Here is a 19,469-nt window from a genome sequence, read left to right as displayed (position 1 = left end):
GGGAAGGCTAACCTAATCGTAGCCGCAGGCGAACTCGTGCGGTCACGGACGCGTCACGATCGCAGACGCGTCACGATCAGGGCGCGTCTGCGACCGATCCGTCGAGCCCGGCCGTGTGGAACCGCCCGACCGGCACGATCATCGGCGACCCGGCCACGGGATCGGGGATCACCGAGGCTTCGAGCGCGAAGGCGCGATGCACGGTCTCAGGGGTCAGGATGTCGGCGGGCCGCCCCTCGGCGATGATCGACCCCGCCGACATCACGACGAGGTGGTCGGCGTACCGAGCCGCGAGGTTGAGCTCGTGCAGCACCATGACCACGGTCGTGCCGCGCTCGCGGTTCAACTCGGTGAGCAGGTCGAGCAGCTCGAGCTGGTGCGTCACGTCGAGGTAGGTCGTCGGCTCGTCGAGCAGCACGATGTCGGTCTGCTGCGCGAGCACCATGGCGATCCAGACGCGCTGGCGCTGGCCGCCCGAGAGCTCCTCGAGCCGACGCTCGGCGAGGTCGGCGATGCCCGTCGCGGCCAGGGCCTCGGCTACGAACCGGTCGTCGTCGCTCGAGTGCCGGCCGAACCAGCCCTGGTGCGGGTAGCGCCCGCGGCCGACGAGCTCGGCCACGCGTACGCCGTCGGGGGCGATCGAGGACTGCGGCAGCACGCCGACCCGCCGCGCGAGCTCGCGCCGCGGCATCGATGCGACATCGCGGCCGTCGAGCGTGACGCGGCCGCCGTCGAGCTGGTGCAGCCGCGCGAACCCGCGCAGCAGGGTGGACTTGCCGCACGCGTTCGGGCCGACGATGGCGGTGATGCGGCCCGTCGGGATGACGAGGTCGAGCCCGTCGATCACGCGACGGCCGTCGTAGCCGAGGCTGACACCGTCGGCGGCGAGTCCGGCCGGCGCGGCGTGAACGGCGGGCGCGGGCGACGGCGACGGCGACGGAACGGATGCCGGCACGGAGCTCATGCGCTGGCCTTTCTCTCGGAACGGGCGAGCAGCCACAGCATGTACGGCGCGCCGATGAGGCCGGTCACGATGCCGACCGGCGCGGTGAACTGGGGCAGGGCGAACTGGCCGAGCACGTCGGCGCCGAGCGTGAGCACGGCGCCCGTCATGACGGAGGCGGTGAGCGCCGCACTGCCGTCGTCGACGAGCCTGCGCGCGATGGCCGGCGCGATGAGCGCGACGAAGGCGATGGGCCCCGCGACCGAGGTCGCGATCGCGATGAGCAGCACCGCGACCAGCAGCAGGATGCCGCGGCGCAGGTCGGTGCGCACGCCGAGCGAGATCGCGTGGTCGTCGCCGAGCGCGAGCACCGGCAGGCCCTTCGCGAAGGCGGCGACGAGGAGGCATCCGACCGTCACCCCCGCGATGAGCACCACGAGCGCGTCGCCGCGCACGTCGGAGACGCTGCCCACGGTCCACATCAGGGCCGCCTGGGCCTGCCGCACCTCGGCTCTCGCGAGCAGCCAGGCGATGAGCGAGCCGCAGACGTACGCGAGTCCGACGCCGACGAGCACGAAGCGCACGCCGTGCAGGCCCTGCCGCCACGCGGCCGCCCAGATGACGAACGCGACGACGAGCGCGCCCGCGAGCGCGAAGCCCGACACGACGACGCCGGTCAGGCCCAGCCCGAGGATCGCCCAGACGGCGCCGAGGCTCGCACCGGTCGAGACGCCGAGGATGTCGGGGCTCGCGAGCGGGTTGCGCAGCACGGCCTGGAAGACCGCGCCCGCGAGGCCGAAGGCGGCGCCGACGAAGATCGCCGCGAGGATCCGCGGCAGGCGGAGCTTGAAGACCACGAGCTGCTCGGTGCGGTCGCCCTGCCCGAACAGGGTCGCGAGCACGCGATCGGGCGAGACGCTCGCCGCACCCGACGAGATCGCGATCAGCGCGAAGACGAGTGCGAGCGCGGCGCCGATGGCGAGGGTCGCGACGAGCCGCCGTCGGTTGCGACGGCGAACGGATGCCACGACGAGTCGCACGTCGTCGACGGATGCGCGGGCGCCGGGGTCGGCGCCGGGCGCCGGGGTCCTCGTGAGGTCGGTCGCCGTCATCACAGGCCCGCCACGTTCCTGCTGCGGGCGATCGCGATGAGCACGGGCGCCCCGAGGAAGGCCGTGACCACGCCGGCCTCGAGCTCGGCGTTCGGCACGATGAGGCGGCCGATGACGTCGGCCGCGAGCAGCATGACGGGGCCGAGCAGCAGCGCCGTCGGCATGATCCACCGGTAGTCGGTGCCGACGAGGCGTCGCGCGGCGTGCGGCACGACGAGGCCGACGAGCGCGATGGGGCCGGCGAGCGCCGTCGCCGTGCCGCAGAGCAGCACGAGCGCGATGCCGGACACGGCGCGCGTGGTGCCGACCCGCTGCCCGAGCGAGTTCGCGACGTCGTCGCCGAGGGCGATGAGGTTGAGCCGGTTCGCGAGCACGAAGGCGACCACGGTGCCGACGAGGATGAACGGCCACAGCACGGCCGCGACGTCGAGCCCTCGCCCGGTCAGCGATCCGACGGCCCAGAACCGGTACTGGTTGAACGTCTCGGTGTCGCGCAGCAGCACGAGCGCGATGAGCGGCGTGATGAACGCGGTCACGGCGGCGCCGACGAGCGCGAGCCGCACGGGGCGCCCGCGCCCGATCGAGAACACGATCGCGGCCACGGCGGCCGCGCCGGCGAACGCGAACCAGATGTACCCGAGCGGGGAGCTGACGCCGAGCAGCGCGATGCAGAGCACGACCGCGAGCGAGGCGCCCGAGTTGAGGCCGAGCAGGCCCGGGTCGGCGATGGGATTGCGCGTGACGCCCTGGATGAGGGTGCCCGCGAGGCCGAGCGCGACCCCCGCGAGCAGGCCGATGACGGTGCGGGGCACGCGCAACTGCCAGACGACGTTGTGGTCGGCGTTCGCGGGGTCGTGCGCGACGATCGCCTGCCAGACGACGCCAGGATCGATCGAACGCACCCCGAACGCGAGACTCGCCGCGACGATCGCCAGGAGTGCGAGCGCGCTCGCGACGAGCACGAGGACGGCACGCCCGGTGCCGACGCGGCGCGTGCGGCGCCTCACGGGCGCGGCCGTCGGGGAGGATGCCGCGCCCGGGGCCTGCAGGGCGGGAGTCGTGGCGACGGCAGGCGCCGCGTCTCGGGCAGGCACGACGATCGCCCCGCTCACTCGAGCTCGGCGCGTCCGCGGCGCCAGTAGCCCATGAACGCGACCTGGCGGCGGTCGAGGCCCGCCTCGCGCACGAGGAACCTGCGCAGGCCCGTGATGACGGACGCCTCGCCGGCGAGCCAGGCGTAGCACGCGCCGTCGAGGCTCTGGCCGGCCGGCACGTCCCAGAGCGGCGTGTCGGGCAGGTCGGCGCGCTCCGCGGCGGCGAGCGCGGCTGCGGACTCGTCGCCCCCGGCCCGCGTCACGCCGAGGTCGGCGAGGTGGCGGACGACCCAGTCCCGCACCGCGGGGGCGAGCAGGGCTCCGTGCTCGACCTGCCGGCCGGCGGATCCGGCTGCATGGGTGCCGCCGTCTCGCGCGAGCCAGCGGACGTCGACGCCCTCCGGTGCACGCACCTCGAGGGCGTCGCCGGACGCGGGCACCTCGAGGAAAGCGGCGCCGACGGAGTCCTCGGGCAGCGACTCGAGGATCGCGCAGATCGCCGGCGTCGCCGTCTCGTCGCCCGCGAGCAGCAGCGTTCCGACGTCGCCGGGCCGCCAGTCGATGCCGGCGGTCCGACCCGAGCCGTACTCGTCGGGGCCGATGAGCACGATCTCGTCGCCGGGTTCCGCGCGACCCGCCCATGCCGAGGCCGGTCCGACGTCGCCGTGGCAGGCGAAGACGATGTCCACCTCGCGCTCGTCGGGCCGCACGGCGCGAACGGTGTAGGTGCGGAAGGGGTTGCGCAGCTCGCCGGGGAGCTCGCGCCACTGCGTGTACCAGTCCTCGCCGTCGGGGAACGATGCGAATCCGGTCGACTCGAGCGGCAGCACGACCTTCACCCGCTGGTCGAGTCCGGCGGTGCCGAAGTCGGCCAGGTCGTCGCCCGTGAACGTGATGTTCACGAAGGTCGGCGATCGGCGTTCCACGCGCGCGACCGTGACGGCGAAGTTGCGGTACGCGGGCCGGTCGCGCCGGGGGGCTTCGGCGACTGAGGTAAGCATTACCTAAGTCTTACACATCGGCCCCGCGGCATCCGAACCGCTCGGTCGATCACCAGACGAGCGGATGCCGCGGCGCACGCCGCAACCGGCGCTCGAGGTGCGCCGCGAGCGAGAACAGCGTCGCCTCGCCGCCCGGCCGCCCGATGAGCTGCACGCCCATCGGCACGCCGGCCTCGGTGAACTCGACCGGGATCGTGATCGCCGGCAGCCCGGCGACGTTGACGAACGACGTGAACGGCGTCACCTGCACCTGCTGCGCGAAGTTGCGTTCGCCGTCTTCGGCGTCGTACCAGCCGACGGCGGGCGGTTCGAGCGCGAGCGCCGGGGTCAGGACCGCGTCGTACGACGCGAACCGCGAGATCACCCGGCGCTCGAACTCCGACAGCCACGACAGCGCCTCGGCGAGCTGCCGTGCGGGAATCGCCCGCCCGCGTTCGAGGAGCCACTGCGTCAGCGGCTCGAGCAGCGCGAACCGCTCGTCGTCGACGGGGATCGTCGCCGCCCCCGCCTGCCAGATCGTGCGGAACGCCTCTGGATAGCCCGGCTCGGGTGCCGGCGCCACCTCCTCGATGCCGTGGCGGGCTCCGTCGAGCACAGAGATGGCCCGGTCGAGCGCCGACCGCGCCGCGGGTGCGATCCCGATGTCGTACGCGTCGTCCCACGGGGAGTCGGTCATCACGCCGACCTGGAAGCGCCCCTCTCCGCGGATCGCCGCCCCGAGGTAGGGCCCGTCGTCGCCTGGCGCGCGCACGGCGTACGGGTGCGCCGCGGGGTATCCGGTCGGGGCGATCATGCCGTCGAGCAGCAGCGCCGCGTCGGCGACCGTGCGCGCGATCGCGCCGGCCACGCCCAGCCCGGCGAGCCCTCCGAGGCCGGAGCCGGCCGGCACGCGCCCGCGCGACGGCTTGATGCCGACGAGCCCGCAGACCGCGGCCGGGATGCGGATCGACCCGCCGCCGTCGGAGCCCGGTGCGAACGGCAGCATGCCAGCCGCCACGGCCGACGCGGCTCCCCCGCTCGAGCCGCCGGCTCCGAGCGTCGGATCCCACGGATTGCGCGTCGGACGCCCGACGAGCGCCTCGGTGTACGAGGGCAGGCCGAACTCGGGCGTCGCGGTCTTGCCGAGGCTCACCGCGCCCGCGGCGTCGACGGCGCGCACGAGATCGTCCGAGGCTTCGGGCACCGACCCGGCGAACGCCCGCGACCCGTACGCGGCCGTGACTCCCGCCCGGTCGTGCAGGTCCTTGTCGGCGAGCGGCATGCCCCAGAGCGGGGCGGCCTTCGGCACGTGCTCGGTCACGAACCTCGCGCGTTCCAGCGCGAGTTCGGGCGTAATGGTCGCGAACGCGCCGAGCTCAGGATCGAGTCGTTCGGAGCGGTCGAGGTAGTGACCCGTCAGCTCGACCGGCGACACCTCCCCGCGTTGCAGCAGTCGATGGAGTTCGAGTGCGGTGAGCTCGTGCAGTTCCACCCCCCGAGCCTACGGCCCGCGCGCGCGACGGCCGATAGCATGACGCCGTGAGCAGCAACCCGGTGACGGTCGGCATCACCACCTCGATCACGCGACATCCGCTCGTCTGGGGTGTCGCGTGGAGCCTCGTGTTCGGCGCCGCCCTCGTCGTCGCCGTCATGCTCGACTGGCACGGCCTGATCGACTGGCTCCTGATCGGCCTGCTCGTGCTGCCCTCGACGATCGCGACCGTGCTCGTGCTGGCGGCGACGCCCCGCACCCACTTCGAGGCGATGAGCTCGGTGTTCTCGCACTTCTTCGTGCGCTACCTCGCGCTCGTATTCGGCCTGACCGCCTGGGGCCTGTCGGTCGTCGTCGGCGCGGCGATCTCGCAGTCGATCCAGCTCGCGGCCGAGCAGCGCGAAGACGAGATCATCGGCATCGGCTTCGACCTCATGCTCGTCGTGGTGCCGCTCGTCGCGGCCCTGCTCTGGGCCGCGTTCGTGGTGCGCTGCGCGTGGTTCCTGGTGCGGGTGCGCGGCTGGGCCGAAGTGCCGACGGCCGACCGCGTGCCGGAGCACCTGTTCGCGTCCCGACCGGCACTCCGCCGGATCGTGGTCGGCCTGGCGCATCCGGCGCTCTTCGCCGCGACCGGGCTCGTCGTCGCGATCGCAGGCCCGTCGGCGGTCGGCACCCTCGAGATCACCTTCTGACGCGGATCGCCCCGCCGCCCGGCGACCGCATCGGGTCGAGGCCCGCTACTTCAGCGATCGCTGCAGCAGCACCGTGCCGAGCCAGCGATCGAACTTGAACCCGACGCGGCCCATGCGCCCGATCTCGGTGAAGCCGAACTTCTCGTGCAGTGCGATCGAGGCGTCGGCGCCCTGGTCGGCGATGACCGCGAGCATCTCCTTGAGCCCCGCGGCCTTCGAACGCTCGATGAGCTCGCCGAGCAGCGCGCGCCCGAGCCCCTTGCCGGCCGCCGCCGGGCCGAGGTAGATCGAGTTCTCGACCGTGAACCGGTAGGCGCGCTTGGGCTTCCACGGCGCGACGAGCGCGTAGCCGAGCAACTGGCCAGAGGGCGACTCGGCGACGATGAACGGCATGCCGAGCTTCGACAGGTGGGCGAACTTCGCCTTCCACTCCCTGAGGGTCATCGCGTCCTCGTCGAACGTGACCGTGGAGTTCGCGACGTAGTAGTTGTAGATCTCGCGCACGGCCGGCAGGTCGGCGGCCACCGCATCGCGGATCTCGTAGGCGAACGGCGCCTCGGCTTCGGCGGGCTTGCGCAGGTGCCGCGGCAGTTCGCGGCGCGGCTGGTATTCCTCCTCGAGCATGGCGACCACCATACGCCGCGCACGTCACGGGCGGATGTCACGGGCGGATGCCGCGGCATCCGCCCGGCGATCAGGCGAGCGCCCAGTCGACCGGCGCCGCGCCCTGGGCCGCGAGCAGCTCGTTCGCGCGGCTGAACGGCCGGGACCCGAAGAACCCGCGTCGAGCGGAGAGCGGGCTCGGGTGCGCGGACTCGATGACGGGCGTCTCGCCGAGCAGGGGGCTCAGCTGTTGCGCGTCACGCCCCCAGAGGATCGCGACGAGCGGCGTGCCGCGAGCCGCGAGCGTGCGGATCGCGTGGTCGGTCACCTGCTCCCACCCCTTCGCCCGGTGCGAGCCCGCCTCGCCCGGCCGAACGGTCAGCACGCGGTTCAGCAGCATGACGCCGTTCGCCGTCCATGGCGTGAGGTCGCCGTGCGCCGGGGGCGCCACGCCGAGATCGGCGGCGAGCTCGGCGTAGACGTTGGCCAGGCTCCTCGGCAGCGGGCGCACGTGACGGTCGACCGCGAACGAGAGCCCGATCGGATGCCCAGGCGTCGGGTATGGGTCCTGTCCGACGACGAGCACGCGGACCTCGTCGAGCGGCGCGGCGAACGCGCGCAGCACCAGGTCGGCCGCGGGCAGCACGCCGCGCCCGGCAGCCGACTCGGCACGGAGGAACGCGTCGATCTCGGCGAGGGCCGGCGCGACGGGTTCGAGCGCGCGAGCCCAGCCCGGGTCGACGCGCCCCTCCGCGACGAGGTCGTCGAGCGTGCCGAGTCCGTCGAACGCCGGCACGGCAGGTGCGGATGCACCGCGCACGGGCGCCCCCTCGAGCCCGTCGAAGACCCCGAAGCCGTCGAGCGGCTCGCCGCCCGCGGCGTGCGGCACGTCAGGCGCCGAGGGTCGAGACGAGCACGCCTCCGTCGGCGGGGAGCACGCGCCAGACGCTGCCGGAGCCGACGACCCGCAGCCCGCCCTCGCCCACGATGAGCGCGGTGCGCTCGTCGATGCCGAGGGCGCTCTCGATGAGCCCGGCCTCGACCGCGGCGACGAGGCGCGAGAGGTTGCCTCGCTGGGCGACGTGCGCGTCGATCGCGACGTCGACGAGCCCGATGCCGGCCTCGACCTCGAACTCCTCGCCGGGTTCGGACGGGTCTTCGGGCGAGACGACCACGCCGTCGATGCGCGATCCGCCGCCGAGCGCCCCCTCGCCTGCGATCATCGCGCCGGCCGAGACGCCGAGGTAGGGCACGCCGGATGCGATCTGGCGCCGGAGTTCCCCGAACACGGGCTCGATGCCGGCCCGGACCTCCTCGACGATGCCGCCGCCGATCACGATGCCGTCGACCTCGGCGATCGACGCGAGGTCGACGGACCCGCCGCGCTCGGCGGCGGTCACGTGGGGCTCGAACTCGCCGGCGGCCCGCAGGACGTCGACCAGCACTTCGGCCTGCTGCACCCCTGCGGGATGCAGGGACAGCACCGCGACGCGAGGCCGCTCGCGACCGGCCGCACGGCCGCGGGCCGCGGCCTCCGCGAGGAACGTGGCGTACAGCGGGGCGTGTGCCGCGCTCAGCGCGCCGCCTCCGACGAGATGCACGCTCATGCGAAGGCCCCGGCCTCGTCGGCCGCATCGCCGGCGTCGAGCACGTGCACCGGCGGCAGCGCCGACCACGGGAACACGATCCAGTCGTCGGTGCGCTTGTAGTCGAAGTCGGGCACGAGCACCGTGTGCGACTTGGTGTAGAGGGTCGCACTGCGCACCTCGGCGCCCGCGTCGCCGAGGATGCCGACGACCTTGGCGAGCGTGCGACCCGAGTCGGACACGTCGTCGACGAGGAGCACGCGCTTGCCGCTCAGGGCGGGCGCGTCGAGCATGGGCGGGTGCAGGATCGGCTCCTCGAGTCGCTCGTCGACGCCCGTGTAGAACTCCACGTTGATCGACCCGCACGCCTTGGTGCCGAGCGCATACGCGATGGACCCGGCGAACAGCAGGCCGCCGCGTGCGATCGCGATCACCACGTCGGGGCGGAACCCGGAGCCGAGCACCTCGGCCGCGACCTTGCGCGAGGCGACGGCGAAGTCGTCCCAGGTGAGGATCTCCTTGCGGATCGCATCGCCGGTCGTGCCGGCGTCATTCGCATCGAACGTCATGCACCAAGGCTAGCCGTCCGCCCCGGGCTCCCGTGGTGCGTCCGGCGCCGCCGTCGCCTCCTCGTCGGCCTCGGTCGGGTCGAGGAGTTCGAGCACGGCCCCGGTGCCGCCGGTGCGCTCTCGGCGCACCTGGCTCACCCGATCGCCGATGTACGAGATGACCGTCGCCGAGGCCGTGCCGACGATGACGACGCCGCCGGCCATCAGGAAGACCGCGTAGAGACGCCCTTCGGTCGTGATGGGGTACATGTCGCCGTAGCCGACGGTCGCGAGCGTGACGATGGCCCACCACACGGAGTCGCCGAACGTCGTGATCGTCGCGCCGGGCGCGTCGCGCTCGGCCTGCAGCGTGGCGAGGGAGACGAAGTAGACGAAGACCACCGCGTACGTGAGGCCGTAGATGATGATGTTCGCCCGCACGGCCGCACCGTTGCGTCGCTGCAGGTAGGGAACCTCTCGCAGGAGCGTGAGCACGCGGAACGCACGGAACACCGGGATGATCGCCGAGAGCACGTCGATCGGGTGCGTGCGCACGAAGCGCCACCGTCCGCCCCGAGGGGTAAGCGAGATGCGCACGATCACGTCGGTCACGAACACGAGCCACGCGACGATGAGCGCGAAGAACAGCACCGAGCCCGGCCCCCGGGGAATCCACGGGGCGAGCACGTACACCGTGTACGCGACGATGAAGACGACGCCGAGCACCACGAGCGGCACGGTCGTCACGCGCTCCCACGCCTCGCGACGCGGAGCGGCGAGCGCGTCGCCGTCGGCCATCACTCCTCCGCGCGCACGGTCAGCGGGCCCTTGGCCACGAGGTACGGCGCCGACTGCGCCACGGGCTTCACGACGATGAGGTCGAGGTCGACGTGGCGCGGCTTCGTGACGGCGTCGACGATGACCGCGGCGATGTCCTCGGCCACCAGGGGCTCGGGCACGCTGCTGTACACGGCATCGGCCCGTGCACGGTCTCCGCCGAAGCGCACGAGCGCGAACTCGTCGGTCTTGACCATGCCGGGCGCGACCTCGATGACGCGCAGCGGCTCGCCGTTCAGCTCGAGCCGCAGCACCTCGGTGAGCGCGTGCGCGGCGAACTTCGCGGCGTTGTACCCGCCGCCGCCGACGTACGCCGCGTGACCGGCGATGGAGGTCACGTTCAGGATGTCGCCGACGCCGCGTTCGAGCGCCCCGCGCCGCAGCAGCGGCAGCAGCGCGGAGATCACGCGCTTGACGGCGAGCACGTTGACCTCGAACATCCACGCCCAGTCGTCGACCGAGGAGCCCTCGACGCTGTCGAGCCCCTTCGCGCCGCCCGCGTTGTTGACGAGCGCATGCACGGGGCCCGTGGCCTCGAGGTGGTCGCGCAGCGCATCGACGTCGGACTGCACCGTGAGGTCGGCCACGAACACCTCGGCGCCGGTCTCCGCGGCGAGCGCGCGCAGCCGATCCTCGCGACGCGCGACCCCGACGACCTGCCAGCCCGCGGCGCGGAATGCGCGCACGGTGGCCGCTCCGATGCCCGAACTCGCACCCGTCACGACCACACGCAGTTCACCCATGGGCCCCATTCTGCCGTGCGAGGGGCGGATGCCGCGCGCACCCGCCCGAGCGATCCTCGCCGGGCCCGCGGATCGGTCGGCGTGCGGCGGCAGTGGACGCGACGCGGGCCCGTTCGCACGCACGCCGACCTGCGGCATCCGCCCCGCTGCGCTTGAATGGACCGATGCACCGCACCACCGCGCCGAAGCCCCACACCAGGCGACGGGTGCCCCTCTGGGACAACGCGCGCTGGATCGCGATCGCGCTCGTCGTGATCGGCCACGGGATCCTGCCGCTCATCGCCGAATCCGACAGCGCCTACAGCGTCTACCTGTTCATCTACTCGTTCCACGTCGCCGTGTTCGTGACGGTGAGCGGGTACTTCGCGAAGTCCGGGCCGCCGAGCGCGAAGGCGCTGAAGCAGATCCTCACCGACATCGTGTTCCCGTACCTGATCTTCGAGACGATCTGGACGGTCGTGAAGTGGGCGCTGGGCGGCCCGTTCGCCCTCGACTTCACGACCCCCTCATGGACGCTCTGGTTCCTCATCGCGCTCGCCGTCTGGCGCATCGTGCTGCCCTACCTCGTGCTGCTGCGCTATCCCCTGCTCATCGCGATCCTCATCTCGATCGGCGCCGGCTACACCGAGACGATCGACTCGACGCTCGCGCTCTCGCGCACGCTGGGCATGCTGCCGTTCTTCGTGTTCGGCTGGAAGCTGCGGCAGTGGCAGGTCACCGACCGATGGCTCGACCTGTCCCCCGCGGTCGCGTGGCGCTGGCGGGCCGGCGCCATCGTGCTGCTCGGCGCGGTGCTCGCGTTCATGCCGGCCACGATCGAGACGCTCCGCGACCTCAAGCTGCGCCGCTTCATGCTCTACGACGAGTCGTACGTCGCGATCGGGTACGACGAACCCTGGACCGGACTGGTCCGACTCGTGCTGCTGCTCCTCGCGATGGTGCTCGCCGTCGCGTTCCTGATCCTCATGCCGCGCGGCAAGCACTGGTTCACGGCGTTCGGCGGCGCGACGATGTACATCTACCTGCTGCACCCGTTCGTGCTCTACCCGTTCCGCGAGACGCCGGTGCTCGAGGGCGACCAGCCGTTCTGGGTGCTGCCGGCGATGATGCTGTTCTGCGTCGGCATCTCGATCGTGCTCGCGCTGAAGCCCGTTCGCCGGGTGTTCCGGCCGCTCGTCGAGCCGCGGGCGCGATGGCTGTTCCGCCCCGAGCCCTCGACGGCCACCGGCACCATCGTGCTGCCGCCGCACCCGAACGACCCCTGACCGCGTCGCTCCGCGACCCGGCGCGACCCGCCGAGACGTGCCGTGACGCCGTGTTTCGCCACCCGTTGCCGGCCGCGCACGGCGAACGTAGCGTGTCCTCATCGCGGCGAACCCGTGCCCCGATCCCAGATCAGCCCCAGAACCAGAGCACGCCCCAGAAGGAGAACACGATGAGCGAACGCGCCGCCGACTGGCGTTTCGAGACCAAGCAGGTGCACTCCGGCGCAGCACCCGACCCGGTGACGCACGCGCGTGCGACGCCGATCTACCAGACGACGTCGTACGTGTTCGACAACGCCCAGCACGCGCAGAACCTCTTCGCGCTGGCCGAGTTCGGCAACATCTACACGCGCATCATGAACCCGACGCAGGCGGTCGTCGAGGAGCGCCTCGCCGCGCTCGAAGGGGGCACCGGCGCCCTCCTCGTCGCATCCGGCCAGGCGGCGGAGACGTTCGCCGTGCTGAACATCGCGCAGGCGGGCGACCACATCGTCTCGTCGAGCTCGATCTACGGCGGCACCTACAACCTCTTCAAGTACACGCTCGGCAAGCTCGGCATCGAGACCACGTTCGTCGAGAACCAGGACGACGCCGAGGAGTGGCGCCGCGCGGTGCGCCCCAACACGAAGCTGTTCTTCGCCGAGACCATCGGCAACCCGAAGATCAACGTGCTCGACATCGAGCTCGTCGCGGGCATCGCGCACGAGGCCGGCATCCCCCTCATCGTCGACAACACGATCGCGACGCCCTACCTGATCCGCCCGTTCGAGCACGGCGCCGACATCGTCGTGCACTCGGCGACCAAGTTCCTCGGCGGCCACGGCACGGTCATCGGCGGCATCATCGTCGACGGCGGCACGTTCGAGTGGTCGAAGAACGTCGAGAAGTTCCCCGGCCTCACCGAGCCCGACCCGTCGTACCACGGGGCGAGCTACACGGCCGCGGTCGGCGATCCCCTCGCGTACATCATCAAGGCGCGCGTCCAACTGCTGCGCGACCTCGGCGCCTCGATCGCCCCGGCGAGCGCGTGGCAGCTGATCCAGGGCATCGAGACGCTCTCGCTCCGCATCGAGCGCCACGTGTCGAACACGCAGGAGATCGCGGAGTGGCTCGACAACCACCCCGACGTCGCGAGCGTCAACTACTCGGGGCTGCCCTCGAGCCCGTGGTACGCCGCGGCCAACAAGTACGCCCCCAAGGGCGTCGGCGCGGTGCTCTCGTTCGAGCTCAAGGGCGGCGTCGACGCCGGTCGCGCGCTCGTCGACAACCTCGACCTGTTCAGCCACCTCGCGAACATCGGAGACGTGCGCTCGCTCGTCATCCACCCCGCATCGACCACGCACTCCCAGCTCACGCCCGAGCAGCAGCTCACGACCGGCGTCACGCCGGGCCTCGTGCGCCTGTCGGTCGGCATCGAGAACGTCGAGGACCTCAAGTCCGACCTCGAAGCCGGCTTCGCGGCGGCACGCGCGGCGACGGCGGCCGCGCGCCTCTAGCACCGACGGCGCGGTCGACGACGTCGAGGTCGACCGCGCCGAGCACCACCACGCCGAGCACGACCTGAACGGCGGATGCCGCGGGCAGCGCCTGCCCGCGGCATCCGCCGTTCTCCGTACCACACGCCCGAACCGCACCCGCGCGCCGCCCATCACGCGGCACGCTCGTGTAACAAAGCCCCGGGCCGCCCCGGCATTCGGGAGAATCGAGAACATGGACTGGCAGACCACGACCGACGCGACACCGGTGCCGATCATCCCCGAGGCGCAGACGGCCGCGGTCGCCGGGCGCGCCCCCGTGACGGGCGCGTGGCGCGCTGGCGACGCGGTCGGCGATCGCCGGTTCGTGCAGATCGGCGACCTCGCGCTCGAGTCGGGGCGCTCGCTGCCCGGCATCCGCATCGCGTACGAGTCGTGGGGCGAGCTCTCCCCCGCGCGCGACAACGCCGTGCTCGTGCTGCACGCGCTGACGGGCGACAGCCACGTGGTCGGCCCCGCCGGGCCCGCGCACGCGAGCGCCGGCTGGTGGCCTGGCGTCGTCGGCCCCGGCCTCGCGATCGACACCGACCGCTACTTCGTCGTCGCGCCGAATGTGCTCGGCGGATGCCAGGGCTCGACCGGGCCGTCGTCGCTCGCACCCGACGGCGCCGAGTGGGGGTCGCGGTTCCCGCTCGTCACGATCCGCGACCAGGTGCGGGCGCAGATCGCGTTCGCACGCGCACTCGGCATCGAGCGGTTCGCAGCCGTCGTCGGCGGCTCGATGGGCGCCATGCACGTGCTCGAGTGGGCGATCGAGGCACCGGCCGCGGTCGAGCGCATCGCCGTGCTCGCCGCACCCGCCGCGACGACCGCCGACCAGATCGCGCTGAACTCGGTGCAGCTCGAGGCCGTACGCTCCGACCCCGCGTTCCGCGACGGCGACTACTACGACGCACCCGACGGCGTCGGCCCGTCCCGCGGCCTCGCGCTCGCGCGCCGCATGGCGATGCTGAACTACCGCACCGCGGCCGAGCTCAACGATCGGTTCGAGCGCAGCTGGCAGAGCGACCTCGATCCGCTCGGCGGCGGCGGCCGGTTCGCCGTGGAGTCCTACCTCGACTTCCACGGCAACAAGTTCACGCGCAGGTTCGACGCGAACAGCTACCTCGTGCTCACCGAGGCCATGAACTCGCACGACCTCGCCCGCGGGCGGGGCAGCGTGTCCGCAGCCCTCGCGCGGGTCGAGGCGAAGAGCCTCGTGCTCGGCATCGACAGCGATCGGTACTTCCCGCTGACCGGGCAGGTCGAGCTCGCCGCGGGCCTGCCGCACAGCATCCACGGGGCCGAGCCCGTGGTCGTGCACTCCGAATACGGCCACGACGCGTTCCTCATCGAGCACGAGGCCGTCGGCGCAGCACTGACCGACCTGCTCTCCCGCTGACCGCGGGCGAGCTCTCCGGTACAGTTCGAGGAGACGGAAGATTCGTGCGGTGCCCCGCACGGCCGGCCCCCCAGATCGGGACGGCCGTCGAAGGCCGACGATGAAGTGTGGCGCACACCGACGGGGGGTGCAATGAAGCGCATCCACAAGGAACGCGACCGCCTGCTCAGGCGGCTCGCGCGCATCACCGGCGCCACCGGCGCCGTCTGCGCATTCCTCTGCCTGCTCGTGCCCGGATCGGCGAGCACGCCCGAACTCGCGCTCGCGCTGGCCTTGACCATCGTGCTCACCGGGCTCGTCCTGGTGTACGCCACGCGGGGCTCGCTCGCCGCCGCGGCGGGCGTCGTCGTGGCATCCGTCACCCTCATGCTGACGCTCGGGTCCGCGCCCGTGACCGACCCCGCCACCGTCACCGCGCTCGCCGTCACCGGGGGCGTCACCTCGGCGTCCATCGCCGCGCCGCTCGTCGTGCGTCGGCACGGCGTGCTCCTCGTCGGCGCCTCGGCCGCGCTCATCGTCGCGTCCACCGTGATCGCCTCCGTCATCGCCGGGCACGGCCTCGCCGACGTGGCGCTGAGCACGGTCGTCGGCTGGTCCTCGCTCGCCGTGCTCGGCGCCTGGCTCGACAACGGCATCGGCATCGCCGAGGTCCGCATCGGCGAGGTCGGCCGCGCGCACGAGGCCGAGCGCATCGCCAGCGAGCTCGAGTCCCAGCAGCGGCAGGACGCCCGCGTGCTGCACGACACCGTGCTGGCGACGCTCTCGCTGCTCGCGCACTCCGGGGTGGGCGTCGGTGCGAACGCGCTGCGCGATCAGGCGGGCGACGACGCGCGACTGCTGCGCCAGCTGCGCCTGGGCGTCCCCCTCGACAACGGGTCGAACGCGATCTTCTCCCCCGGTTCGCACGACGACCTGCTGAGCACCACGTTCGAATCCGTCCGGCAGCGCTTCGTGCGCATGGGCCTCGACGTGAACTGGCACGGCGCCGGCCAGCTCATGCTGCCCCGCGAGACCCTCGACGCCCTGGTCGGCGCGCTCGGCGAGTGCCTCGAGAACGTGCGCAGGCACTCCGGCGTGTCCGAGGCCGACGTCACCATCACCGACGACGAGCACGCCGTGCGTGCGATGGTCACGGACTCCGGCGCGGGCTTCGAGCCCGAGGACATCGACCCGGCACGGCTCGGGTACGCCGAGTCGGTGGTCGGACGTCTCACCGCCGTCGGCGGGCGGGCGCGCGTCTTCTCCTCCCCCGGATCCGGCACGACCGTCATGCTGGAGGTGCCGAAGCCGTGAGCACTCGCACCGGAGCCCTCGCCTCGACGCTCGGCGAGCACTCGTTCCTGCGGCCGGCGCGTTCGGCCAGGGCCGCGAGCAACATCCGCTCGAGCCACGGCGGCCGCCGGCTCGCGATCGGCGCGACGATCGCGGCCGGCATCATCATCGCCGGACACCTCGTCCACGCGGCGACCATGGCGCCGTACTTCCCGCCCGGACTCGGCCCCTGGGCGGGCTGGTTCGCCCTCGCCGCGGTCGTCGCGGTCGGCTGCGTCGGCTGGCAGGTGTTCCGCGGCATGCCCGACTGGCTGTACGTGCTGCTGCTCGCGGGGCTCATCGCTCCGGCCTGGCTCGACATCCAGGCCACGTCCGGACTCGCGCAGATCGGGGTGCTGCCGACCGCCGCCCCTGCGGTCGGCGCCGTGCTGATGCCCGTGTCGACGATCCGCTCGCGCGTCGTCCCGCTCGTGGTCGCGTGCGGGGTCGCGGCGGCGATCCTGGTCGAGGCGGCCGTGCAGATCCCGGTCGCGGGCGGTGCCGCCGTGCCGCTGTTCGCACTCGCGGTCGCCACCGTGCTGCCCGTGGCGGTGACCGTCGCGATGCTCCGCGGCTTCAGCCGGGTCGTGCGGCACGAGGCCGACCTCTCGCTCGTGCAGAGCACCGTCGGCACGGCGCGATCGGCGGTCGGCATGCGCGCCTCCGAGGAGCTCGCCCGACTCGACTTCGACGCCGAGAACCTGCTCGAGGACGTCGCGGCGGGGCGCATCGGCCTGCCGCTCTCCGACGCGGACGCCGCGCACGCGAGCGACCTCGCCGCGCGACTGCGCATCCGGCTCATCGAGGGCCGCAACGACACCTGGCTCCGGCACGCGGTCGCGGAGTCGCAGTACCTCAGCGGGCGCGTGCAGGTCGACGATCCGACGGGGCTCGCCGGACCGCTCTCGGCTGCGCAGCGCGAGGGGTTGCTGCTCGCCCTGTGGCTGCTCGTGGCCGATCCGTCCAAGCCGTCGGCGGTGCCCGCCTCGGTCGAGGTGAGCTGCCGCGAGCCCGACGACGCCATGCCCGACGACGCCGATCCCGACGCCGATGACGGCCACCTCGCGACCTCCGTCGACATCACGATCCACGTCGACGGAGTCACACATCGACGCGTCGATCCCGCAACGTGGGACGCAGTCGCTAGTGTCGGAGTGCACCAGTTGGTCACCGCTGCCTCGGGGTTCCGCATCGAGATCACCTGTCGCATCGAACCCGAGGCGCACGCGCCAGGCCAGTTCCACCAGTCTGGCCGACCGATTGAGGAGAAGTCGAATGGCTGACACCGCTGAACCGATCCGGTTGGCGATCGTCGACGATCACCGCATGCTGCTCGGTGCCCTCTCCGAGTGGCTCCGCGGCACGGCGGCCGACATCGACCTCGTCGCCGCAGTGCCGTCGTGGTCCGAACTGCTCGCCCATCCGGCGTTCCCCGTCGATGTGGTGCTGCTCGACCTCGACCTGCGCGACAACATCCCGGTCTCGCTCAAGCTGTCGATGCTGAAGTCGGCAGGCGTGCAGACCATGCTCATGAGCACGTACTCCGAGCCGGCCGTCGTGCGCGAGGCGCTCGGGTCCGGCGCGCTCGGCTACCTGGTCAAGTCCGAACCGGTCGAGAACATCGTCGAGGCGATCCGCGCGGCCCGCAACGGCGAGACCTACCTCACGCACGAGCTCGCGGTCGCGCTCGCGGCCGAGGGCACGGTTCCCAAGCTGTCGGCGCAGGAGCGCCGGGTCATGGCGCTCTACGGCGCCGGCCAGCCGGTCAAGGCGGTCGCCTTCCAGCTCGGCATCTCCGAAGAGACGGCGAAGAGCTACCTCAAGCGCATCCGCGAGAAGTACCGCCTGTCGGGCTTCGACGTGGGCACCAAGGTCGCCCTGCGCAAGCGCGCGATCCTCGACGGCATCCTGCTGCAGTCCGACTGAGCGGGCGGATGCCGCGGCGCGGCGTCCGGCGCCGTCGTCGCCGCGTGCACCGCCCGGCGCTCAGACCTCGACGGCCGCCATGGCCCCGGTCGCGTACGGCACGACGACGCCGCGGCGCCCGCGCGACCGGTCGATCGCGAACGACGCGATCGCGAGCGCGATGCCGGCGAAGGTGAGCCCGAGGCCGATCCAGATGGGCGCGACGTAGCCGAGTCCGCCGGCGATCGCGAGGCCGCCGAGCAGCGCGCCGAGGCTGTTGCCGATGTTCAGCGCCGAGTGGTTCAGGGCGGCGGCGATCGACTGGCTGTCGCGCGCGACATCCATGAGCCGTGCCTGGATCGTCGGCGACAGCGCGGCCGACGAGCCGCCGATCAGGAACACGCCGACGAAGAGCCCCACGGGGTTCGCGGCCGTGAGCCCGAGCACGAACAGGGCGACGGCGAGCACTGCGAAGAACAGGTACATGCTGCGGCGCACGCTCCAGTCGGCGAGGCGACCGCCGACGAAGTTGCCGATGGTCATGCCGAGGCCGAAGGCGACGAGCACGACAGGCACCATCGACGCGGGCAGGCCGGTCACCTCGGTCGCGAGCGGGGCGACATAGCTGTAGACGGCGAACAGCCCGCCGAAGCCGATGGCGCCGATCGCGAGGGCGAACCAGACCTGCACGCGCGAGAAGGCCTTCAGCTCGCGGGCGAGCGTGGCGCCGGGGTCGCCCGCCTGCCAGGGAACCGCGACCGCGACGGCGACGAACGTGAGGGCGAAGATGCCCGCGACGGCGAGGTACGCCGTGCGCCAGCCCTGCGCCTGGCCGAGCCAGGTGATGAGCGGCACCCCGATGACGTTCGCGATCGTGAGGCCCGACAGCACCAGCGCCACGCCCCGAGCTCGCTTGCCCGGACCCATGAGGCTCGCGGCGACGAGCGAGGCGATGCCGAAGTAGGCGCCGTGCGGCAGCGCGGAGAGGAACCGCGCGGCGAGCACGAGCTCGAACGTCGGCAGCAGCGCCGAGGCGATCGTGCCGAGCGTGAACACGACGAGCAGCGTCAGCAGCAGGCGCTTGCGCGGCCACCGTGCGGCGACGGCGGCGATGGTCGGAGCGCCCACGACGACGCCGAGCGCATAGGCCGAGATGATCCAGCCGGCCTGCGCGTTCGCGTCGTCGGGCGAGCTCGCGGCGAGTGCGGGCAGCAGGTCGCGGCCGATCTCGGGCAGCAGGCCCATGGCGACGAACTCGGTCGATCCGATGCCGAACCCGCCGAGCGCGAGCGCGAGCAGCGCGAGGCGGACGCGGGTCGGCGAAAGGGTCGACGTCTGATCGGTTCGGCTGCTCATCCGTCGATTGTCGCACAGGAATCGAATCGATTCGATCCGGGTTCCGGATCGGGGCGCTCAGGGTCGCCCTCCCTCCGGCAGCCTGC

19 protein-coding genes are annotated in these 19,469 nt (G+C 72.5%); 7 read left to right on the top strand and 12 right to left on the bottom strand.

From position 1 onward, the window contains the following. Window positions 1-76 precede the first annotated feature (76 nt). The 5 genes from BM342_RS16740 to BM342_RS16720 are packed head-to-tail and all read right to left on the bottom strand — an operon-like array spanning window position 77 to window position 5,621. Window positions 77-964 (bottom strand): ABC transporter ATP-binding protein, encoded by an 888-nt coding sequence (locus tag BM342_RS16740; RefSeq protein WP_092968148.1) that lies wholly within the window; start codon window positions 962-964, stop codon window positions 77-79. Then, window positions 961-2,055, bottom strand: a complete 1,095-nt coding sequence (locus BM342_RS16735) for a FecCD family ABC transporter permease (protein WP_092968146.1) — start codon at window positions 2,053-2,055, stop codon at window positions 961-963. The genes BM342_RS16740 and BM342_RS16735 overlap by 4 nt, the downstream gene beginning before the upstream one ends. Next, the gene (locus BM342_RS16730; RefSeq protein WP_255368882.1) at window positions 2,055-3,149 is read right to left on the bottom strand and encodes a FecCD family ABC transporter permease; all 1,095 of its coding nucleotides are present in this window, start codon (window positions 3,147-3,149) and stop codon (window positions 2,055-2,057) included. Before BM342_RS16730 ends, BM342_RS16735 begins: the two co-directional genes overlap by 1 nt. 14 nt (window positions 3,150-3,163) lie before the next feature. Continuing rightward, on the bottom strand, window positions 3,164-4,150 hold the full coding sequence (locus tag BM342_RS16725; RefSeq protein WP_092968144.1) for a siderophore-interacting protein: 987 nt from the start codon (window positions 4,148-4,150) through the stop codon (window positions 3,164-3,166). A gap of 49 nt (window positions 4,151-4,199) precedes the next feature. Next, the gene (locus tag BM342_RS16720; RefSeq protein ID WP_092968142.1) at window positions 4,200-5,621 is read right to left on the bottom strand and encodes an amidase; all 1,422 of its coding nucleotides are present in this window, start codon (window positions 5,619-5,621) and stop codon (window positions 4,200-4,202) included. Between the two features lie 47 nt (window positions 5,622-5,668). Between BM342_RS16720 and BM342_RS16715 the strand changes: the two genes are divergently transcribed. After that, window positions 5,669-6,313 (top strand): hypothetical protein, encoded by a 645-nt coding sequence (locus BM342_RS16715; protein WP_092968140.1) that lies wholly within the window; start codon window positions 5,669-5,671, stop codon window positions 6,311-6,313. Window positions 6,314-6,358: 45 nt separating this feature from the next. On the opposite strand, the gene BM342_RS16710 is transcribed toward BM342_RS16715, so the two are convergent. From BM342_RS16710 to BM342_RS16685, 6 genes are all read right to left on the bottom strand, one after another. Then, on the bottom strand, window positions 6,359-6,937 hold the full coding sequence (locus tag BM342_RS16710) for a GNAT family N-acetyltransferase (protein WP_092968776.1): 579 nt from the start codon (window positions 6,935-6,937) through the stop codon (window positions 6,359-6,361). 70 nt (window positions 6,938-7,007) lie between these two features. Further along, the gene (locus BM342_RS16705; protein WP_092968774.1) at window positions 7,008-7,712 is read right to left on the bottom strand and encodes a uracil-DNA glycosylase; all 705 of its coding nucleotides are present in this window, start codon (window positions 7,710-7,712) and stop codon (window positions 7,008-7,010) included. 94 nt (window positions 7,713-7,806) lie between these two features. Then, entirely contained in the window at window positions 7,807-8,523 is a 717-nt protein-coding gene (locus BM342_RS16700; RefSeq protein ID WP_092968138.1) for a Type 1 glutamine amidotransferase-like domain-containing protein, read from the bottom strand. Then, entirely contained in the window at window positions 8,520-9,071 is a 552-nt protein-coding gene (locus BM342_RS16695; protein ID WP_092968136.1) for a phosphoribosyltransferase, read from the bottom strand. The genes BM342_RS16700 and BM342_RS16695 overlap by 4 nt, the downstream gene beginning before the upstream one ends. Window positions 9,072-9,080: 9 nt before the next feature. Continuing rightward, window positions 9,081-9,848: a potassium channel family protein gene (locus BM342_RS16690; RefSeq protein ID WP_092968134.1), complete on the bottom strand. Its 768-nt coding sequence runs from the start codon at window positions 9,846-9,848 to the stop codon at window positions 9,081-9,083. After that, window positions 9,848-10,630 (bottom strand): SDR family NAD(P)-dependent oxidoreductase, encoded by a 783-nt coding sequence (locus BM342_RS16685; RefSeq protein WP_177232231.1) that lies wholly within the window; start codon window positions 10,628-10,630, stop codon window positions 9,848-9,850. Before BM342_RS16685 ends, BM342_RS16690 begins: the two co-directional genes overlap by 1 nt. A gap of 164 nt (window positions 10,631-10,794) precedes the next feature. On the opposite strand from BM342_RS16685, the gene BM342_RS16680 reads away from it, so the two are divergent. The 6 genes from BM342_RS16680 (at window position 10,795) to BM342_RS16655 (ending at window position 18,048) form a co-directional block, all read left to right on the top strand. Continuing rightward, window positions 10,795-11,895 (top strand): acyltransferase family protein, encoded by a 1,101-nt coding sequence (locus tag BM342_RS16680; RefSeq protein ID WP_092968132.1) that lies wholly within the window; start codon window positions 10,795-10,797, stop codon window positions 11,893-11,895. 170 nt (window positions 11,896-12,065) lie between these two features. Further along, window positions 12,066-13,391, top strand: a complete 1,326-nt coding sequence (locus tag BM342_RS16675) for a bifunctional o-acetylhomoserine/o-acetylserine sulfhydrylase (protein WP_092968130.1) — start codon at window positions 12,066-12,068, stop codon at window positions 13,389-13,391. A 214-nt stretch (window positions 13,392-13,605) separates the two neighbouring features. Further along, window positions 13,606-14,811 carry a homoserine O-acetyltransferase MetX gene (locus BM342_RS16670; RefSeq protein ID WP_092968128.1) on the top strand — a complete coding sequence of 402 codons (1,206 nt, stop codon included), beginning with the start codon at window positions 13,606-13,608 and terminating at the stop codon, window positions 14,809-14,811. 132 nt (window positions 14,812-14,943) lie between these two features. Next, entirely contained in the window at window positions 14,944-16,104 is a 1,161-nt protein-coding gene (locus BM342_RS16665) for a sensor histidine kinase (protein WP_092968126.1), read from the top strand. Beyond that, window positions 16,101-17,405 (top strand): hypothetical protein, encoded by a 1,305-nt coding sequence (locus tag BM342_RS16660; RefSeq protein ID WP_092968124.1) that lies wholly within the window; start codon window positions 16,101-16,103, stop codon window positions 17,403-17,405. The genes BM342_RS16665 and BM342_RS16660 overlap by 4 nt, the downstream gene beginning before the upstream one ends. Beyond that, entirely contained in the window at window positions 17,398-18,048 is a 651-nt protein-coding gene (locus tag BM342_RS16655; RefSeq protein WP_092968122.1) for a response regulator transcription factor, read from the top strand. The genes BM342_RS16660 and BM342_RS16655 overlap by 8 nt, the downstream gene beginning before the upstream one ends. A gap of 60 nt (window positions 18,049-18,108) precedes the next feature. On the opposite strand, the gene BM342_RS16650 is transcribed toward BM342_RS16655, so the two are convergent. After that, window positions 18,109-19,383, bottom strand: coding sequence for an MFS transporter (locus BM342_RS16650; RefSeq protein ID WP_092968120.1), 1,275 nt, complete (start codon window positions 19,381-19,383; stop codon window positions 18,109-18,111). Between the last annotated feature and the right edge of the window lie 86 nt (window positions 19,384-19,469).

The sequence above is a fragment of the Agromyces sp. CF514 genome, from assembly GCF_900113185.1.
Classification (GTDB): Bacteria; Actinomycetota; Actinomycetes; order Actinomycetales; family Microbacteriaceae; genus Agromyces.
The sequence above is the reverse complement of the archived record's forward strand: the minus strand, read 5'-3'. Positions and strand labels throughout refer to the sequence as shown.

Bases quoted from the DNA above. Each gene is read 5' to 3' on its own strand.
- BM342_RS16740 (WP_092968148.1), bottom strand. From the start codon at position 964: ATGAGCTCCGTGCCGGCATCCGTTCCGTCGCCGTCGCCGTCGCCCGCG.
- BM342_RS16735 (WP_092968146.1), bottom strand. From the start codon at position 2,055: ATGACGGCGACCGACCTCACGAGGACCCCGGCGCCCGGCGCCGACCCC.
- BM342_RS16725 (WP_092968144.1), bottom strand. From the start codon at position 4,150: ATGCTTACCTCAGTCGCCGAAGCCCCCCGGCGCGACCGGCCCGCGTAC.
- BM342_RS16710 (WP_092968776.1), bottom strand. From the start codon at position 6,937: ATGCTCGAGGAGGAATACCAGCCGCGCCGCGAACTGCCGCGGCACCTG.
- BM342_RS16700 (WP_092968138.1), bottom strand. From the start codon at position 8,523: ATGAGCGTGCATCTCGTCGGAGGCGGCGCGCTGAGCGCGGCACACGCC.
- BM342_RS16695 (WP_092968136.1), bottom strand. From the start codon at position 9,071: ATGACGTTCGATGCGAATGACGCCGGCACGACCGGCGATGCGATCCGC.
- BM342_RS16690 (WP_092968134.1), bottom strand. From the start codon at position 9,848: ATGGCCGACGGCGACGCGCTCGCCGCTCCGCGTCGCGAGGCGTGGGAG.
- BM342_RS16685 (WP_177232231.1), bottom strand. From the start codon at position 10,630: ATGGGTGAACTGCGTGTGGTCGTGACGGGTGCGAGTTCGGGCATCGGA.
- BM342_RS16680 (WP_092968132.1), top strand. From the start codon at position 10,795: ATGCACCGCACCACCGCGCCGAAGCCCCACACCAGGCGACGGGTGCCC.
- BM342_RS16675 (WP_092968130.1), top strand. From the start codon at position 12,066: ATGAGCGAACGCGCCGCCGACTGGCGTTTCGAGACCAAGCAGGTGCAC.
- BM342_RS16670 (WP_092968128.1), top strand. From the start codon at position 13,606: ATGGACTGGCAGACCACGACCGACGCGACACCGGTGCCGATCATCCCC.
- BM342_RS16665 (WP_092968126.1), top strand. From the start codon at position 14,944: ATGAAGCGCATCCACAAGGAACGCGACCGCCTGCTCAGGCGGCTCGCG.
- BM342_RS16655 (WP_092968122.1), top strand. From the start codon at position 17,398: ATGGCTGACACCGCTGAACCGATCCGGTTGGCGATCGTCGACGATCAC.
- BM342_RS16650 (WP_092968120.1), bottom strand. From the start codon at position 19,383: ATGAGCAGCCGAACCGATCAGACGTCGACCCTTTCGCCGACCCGCGTC.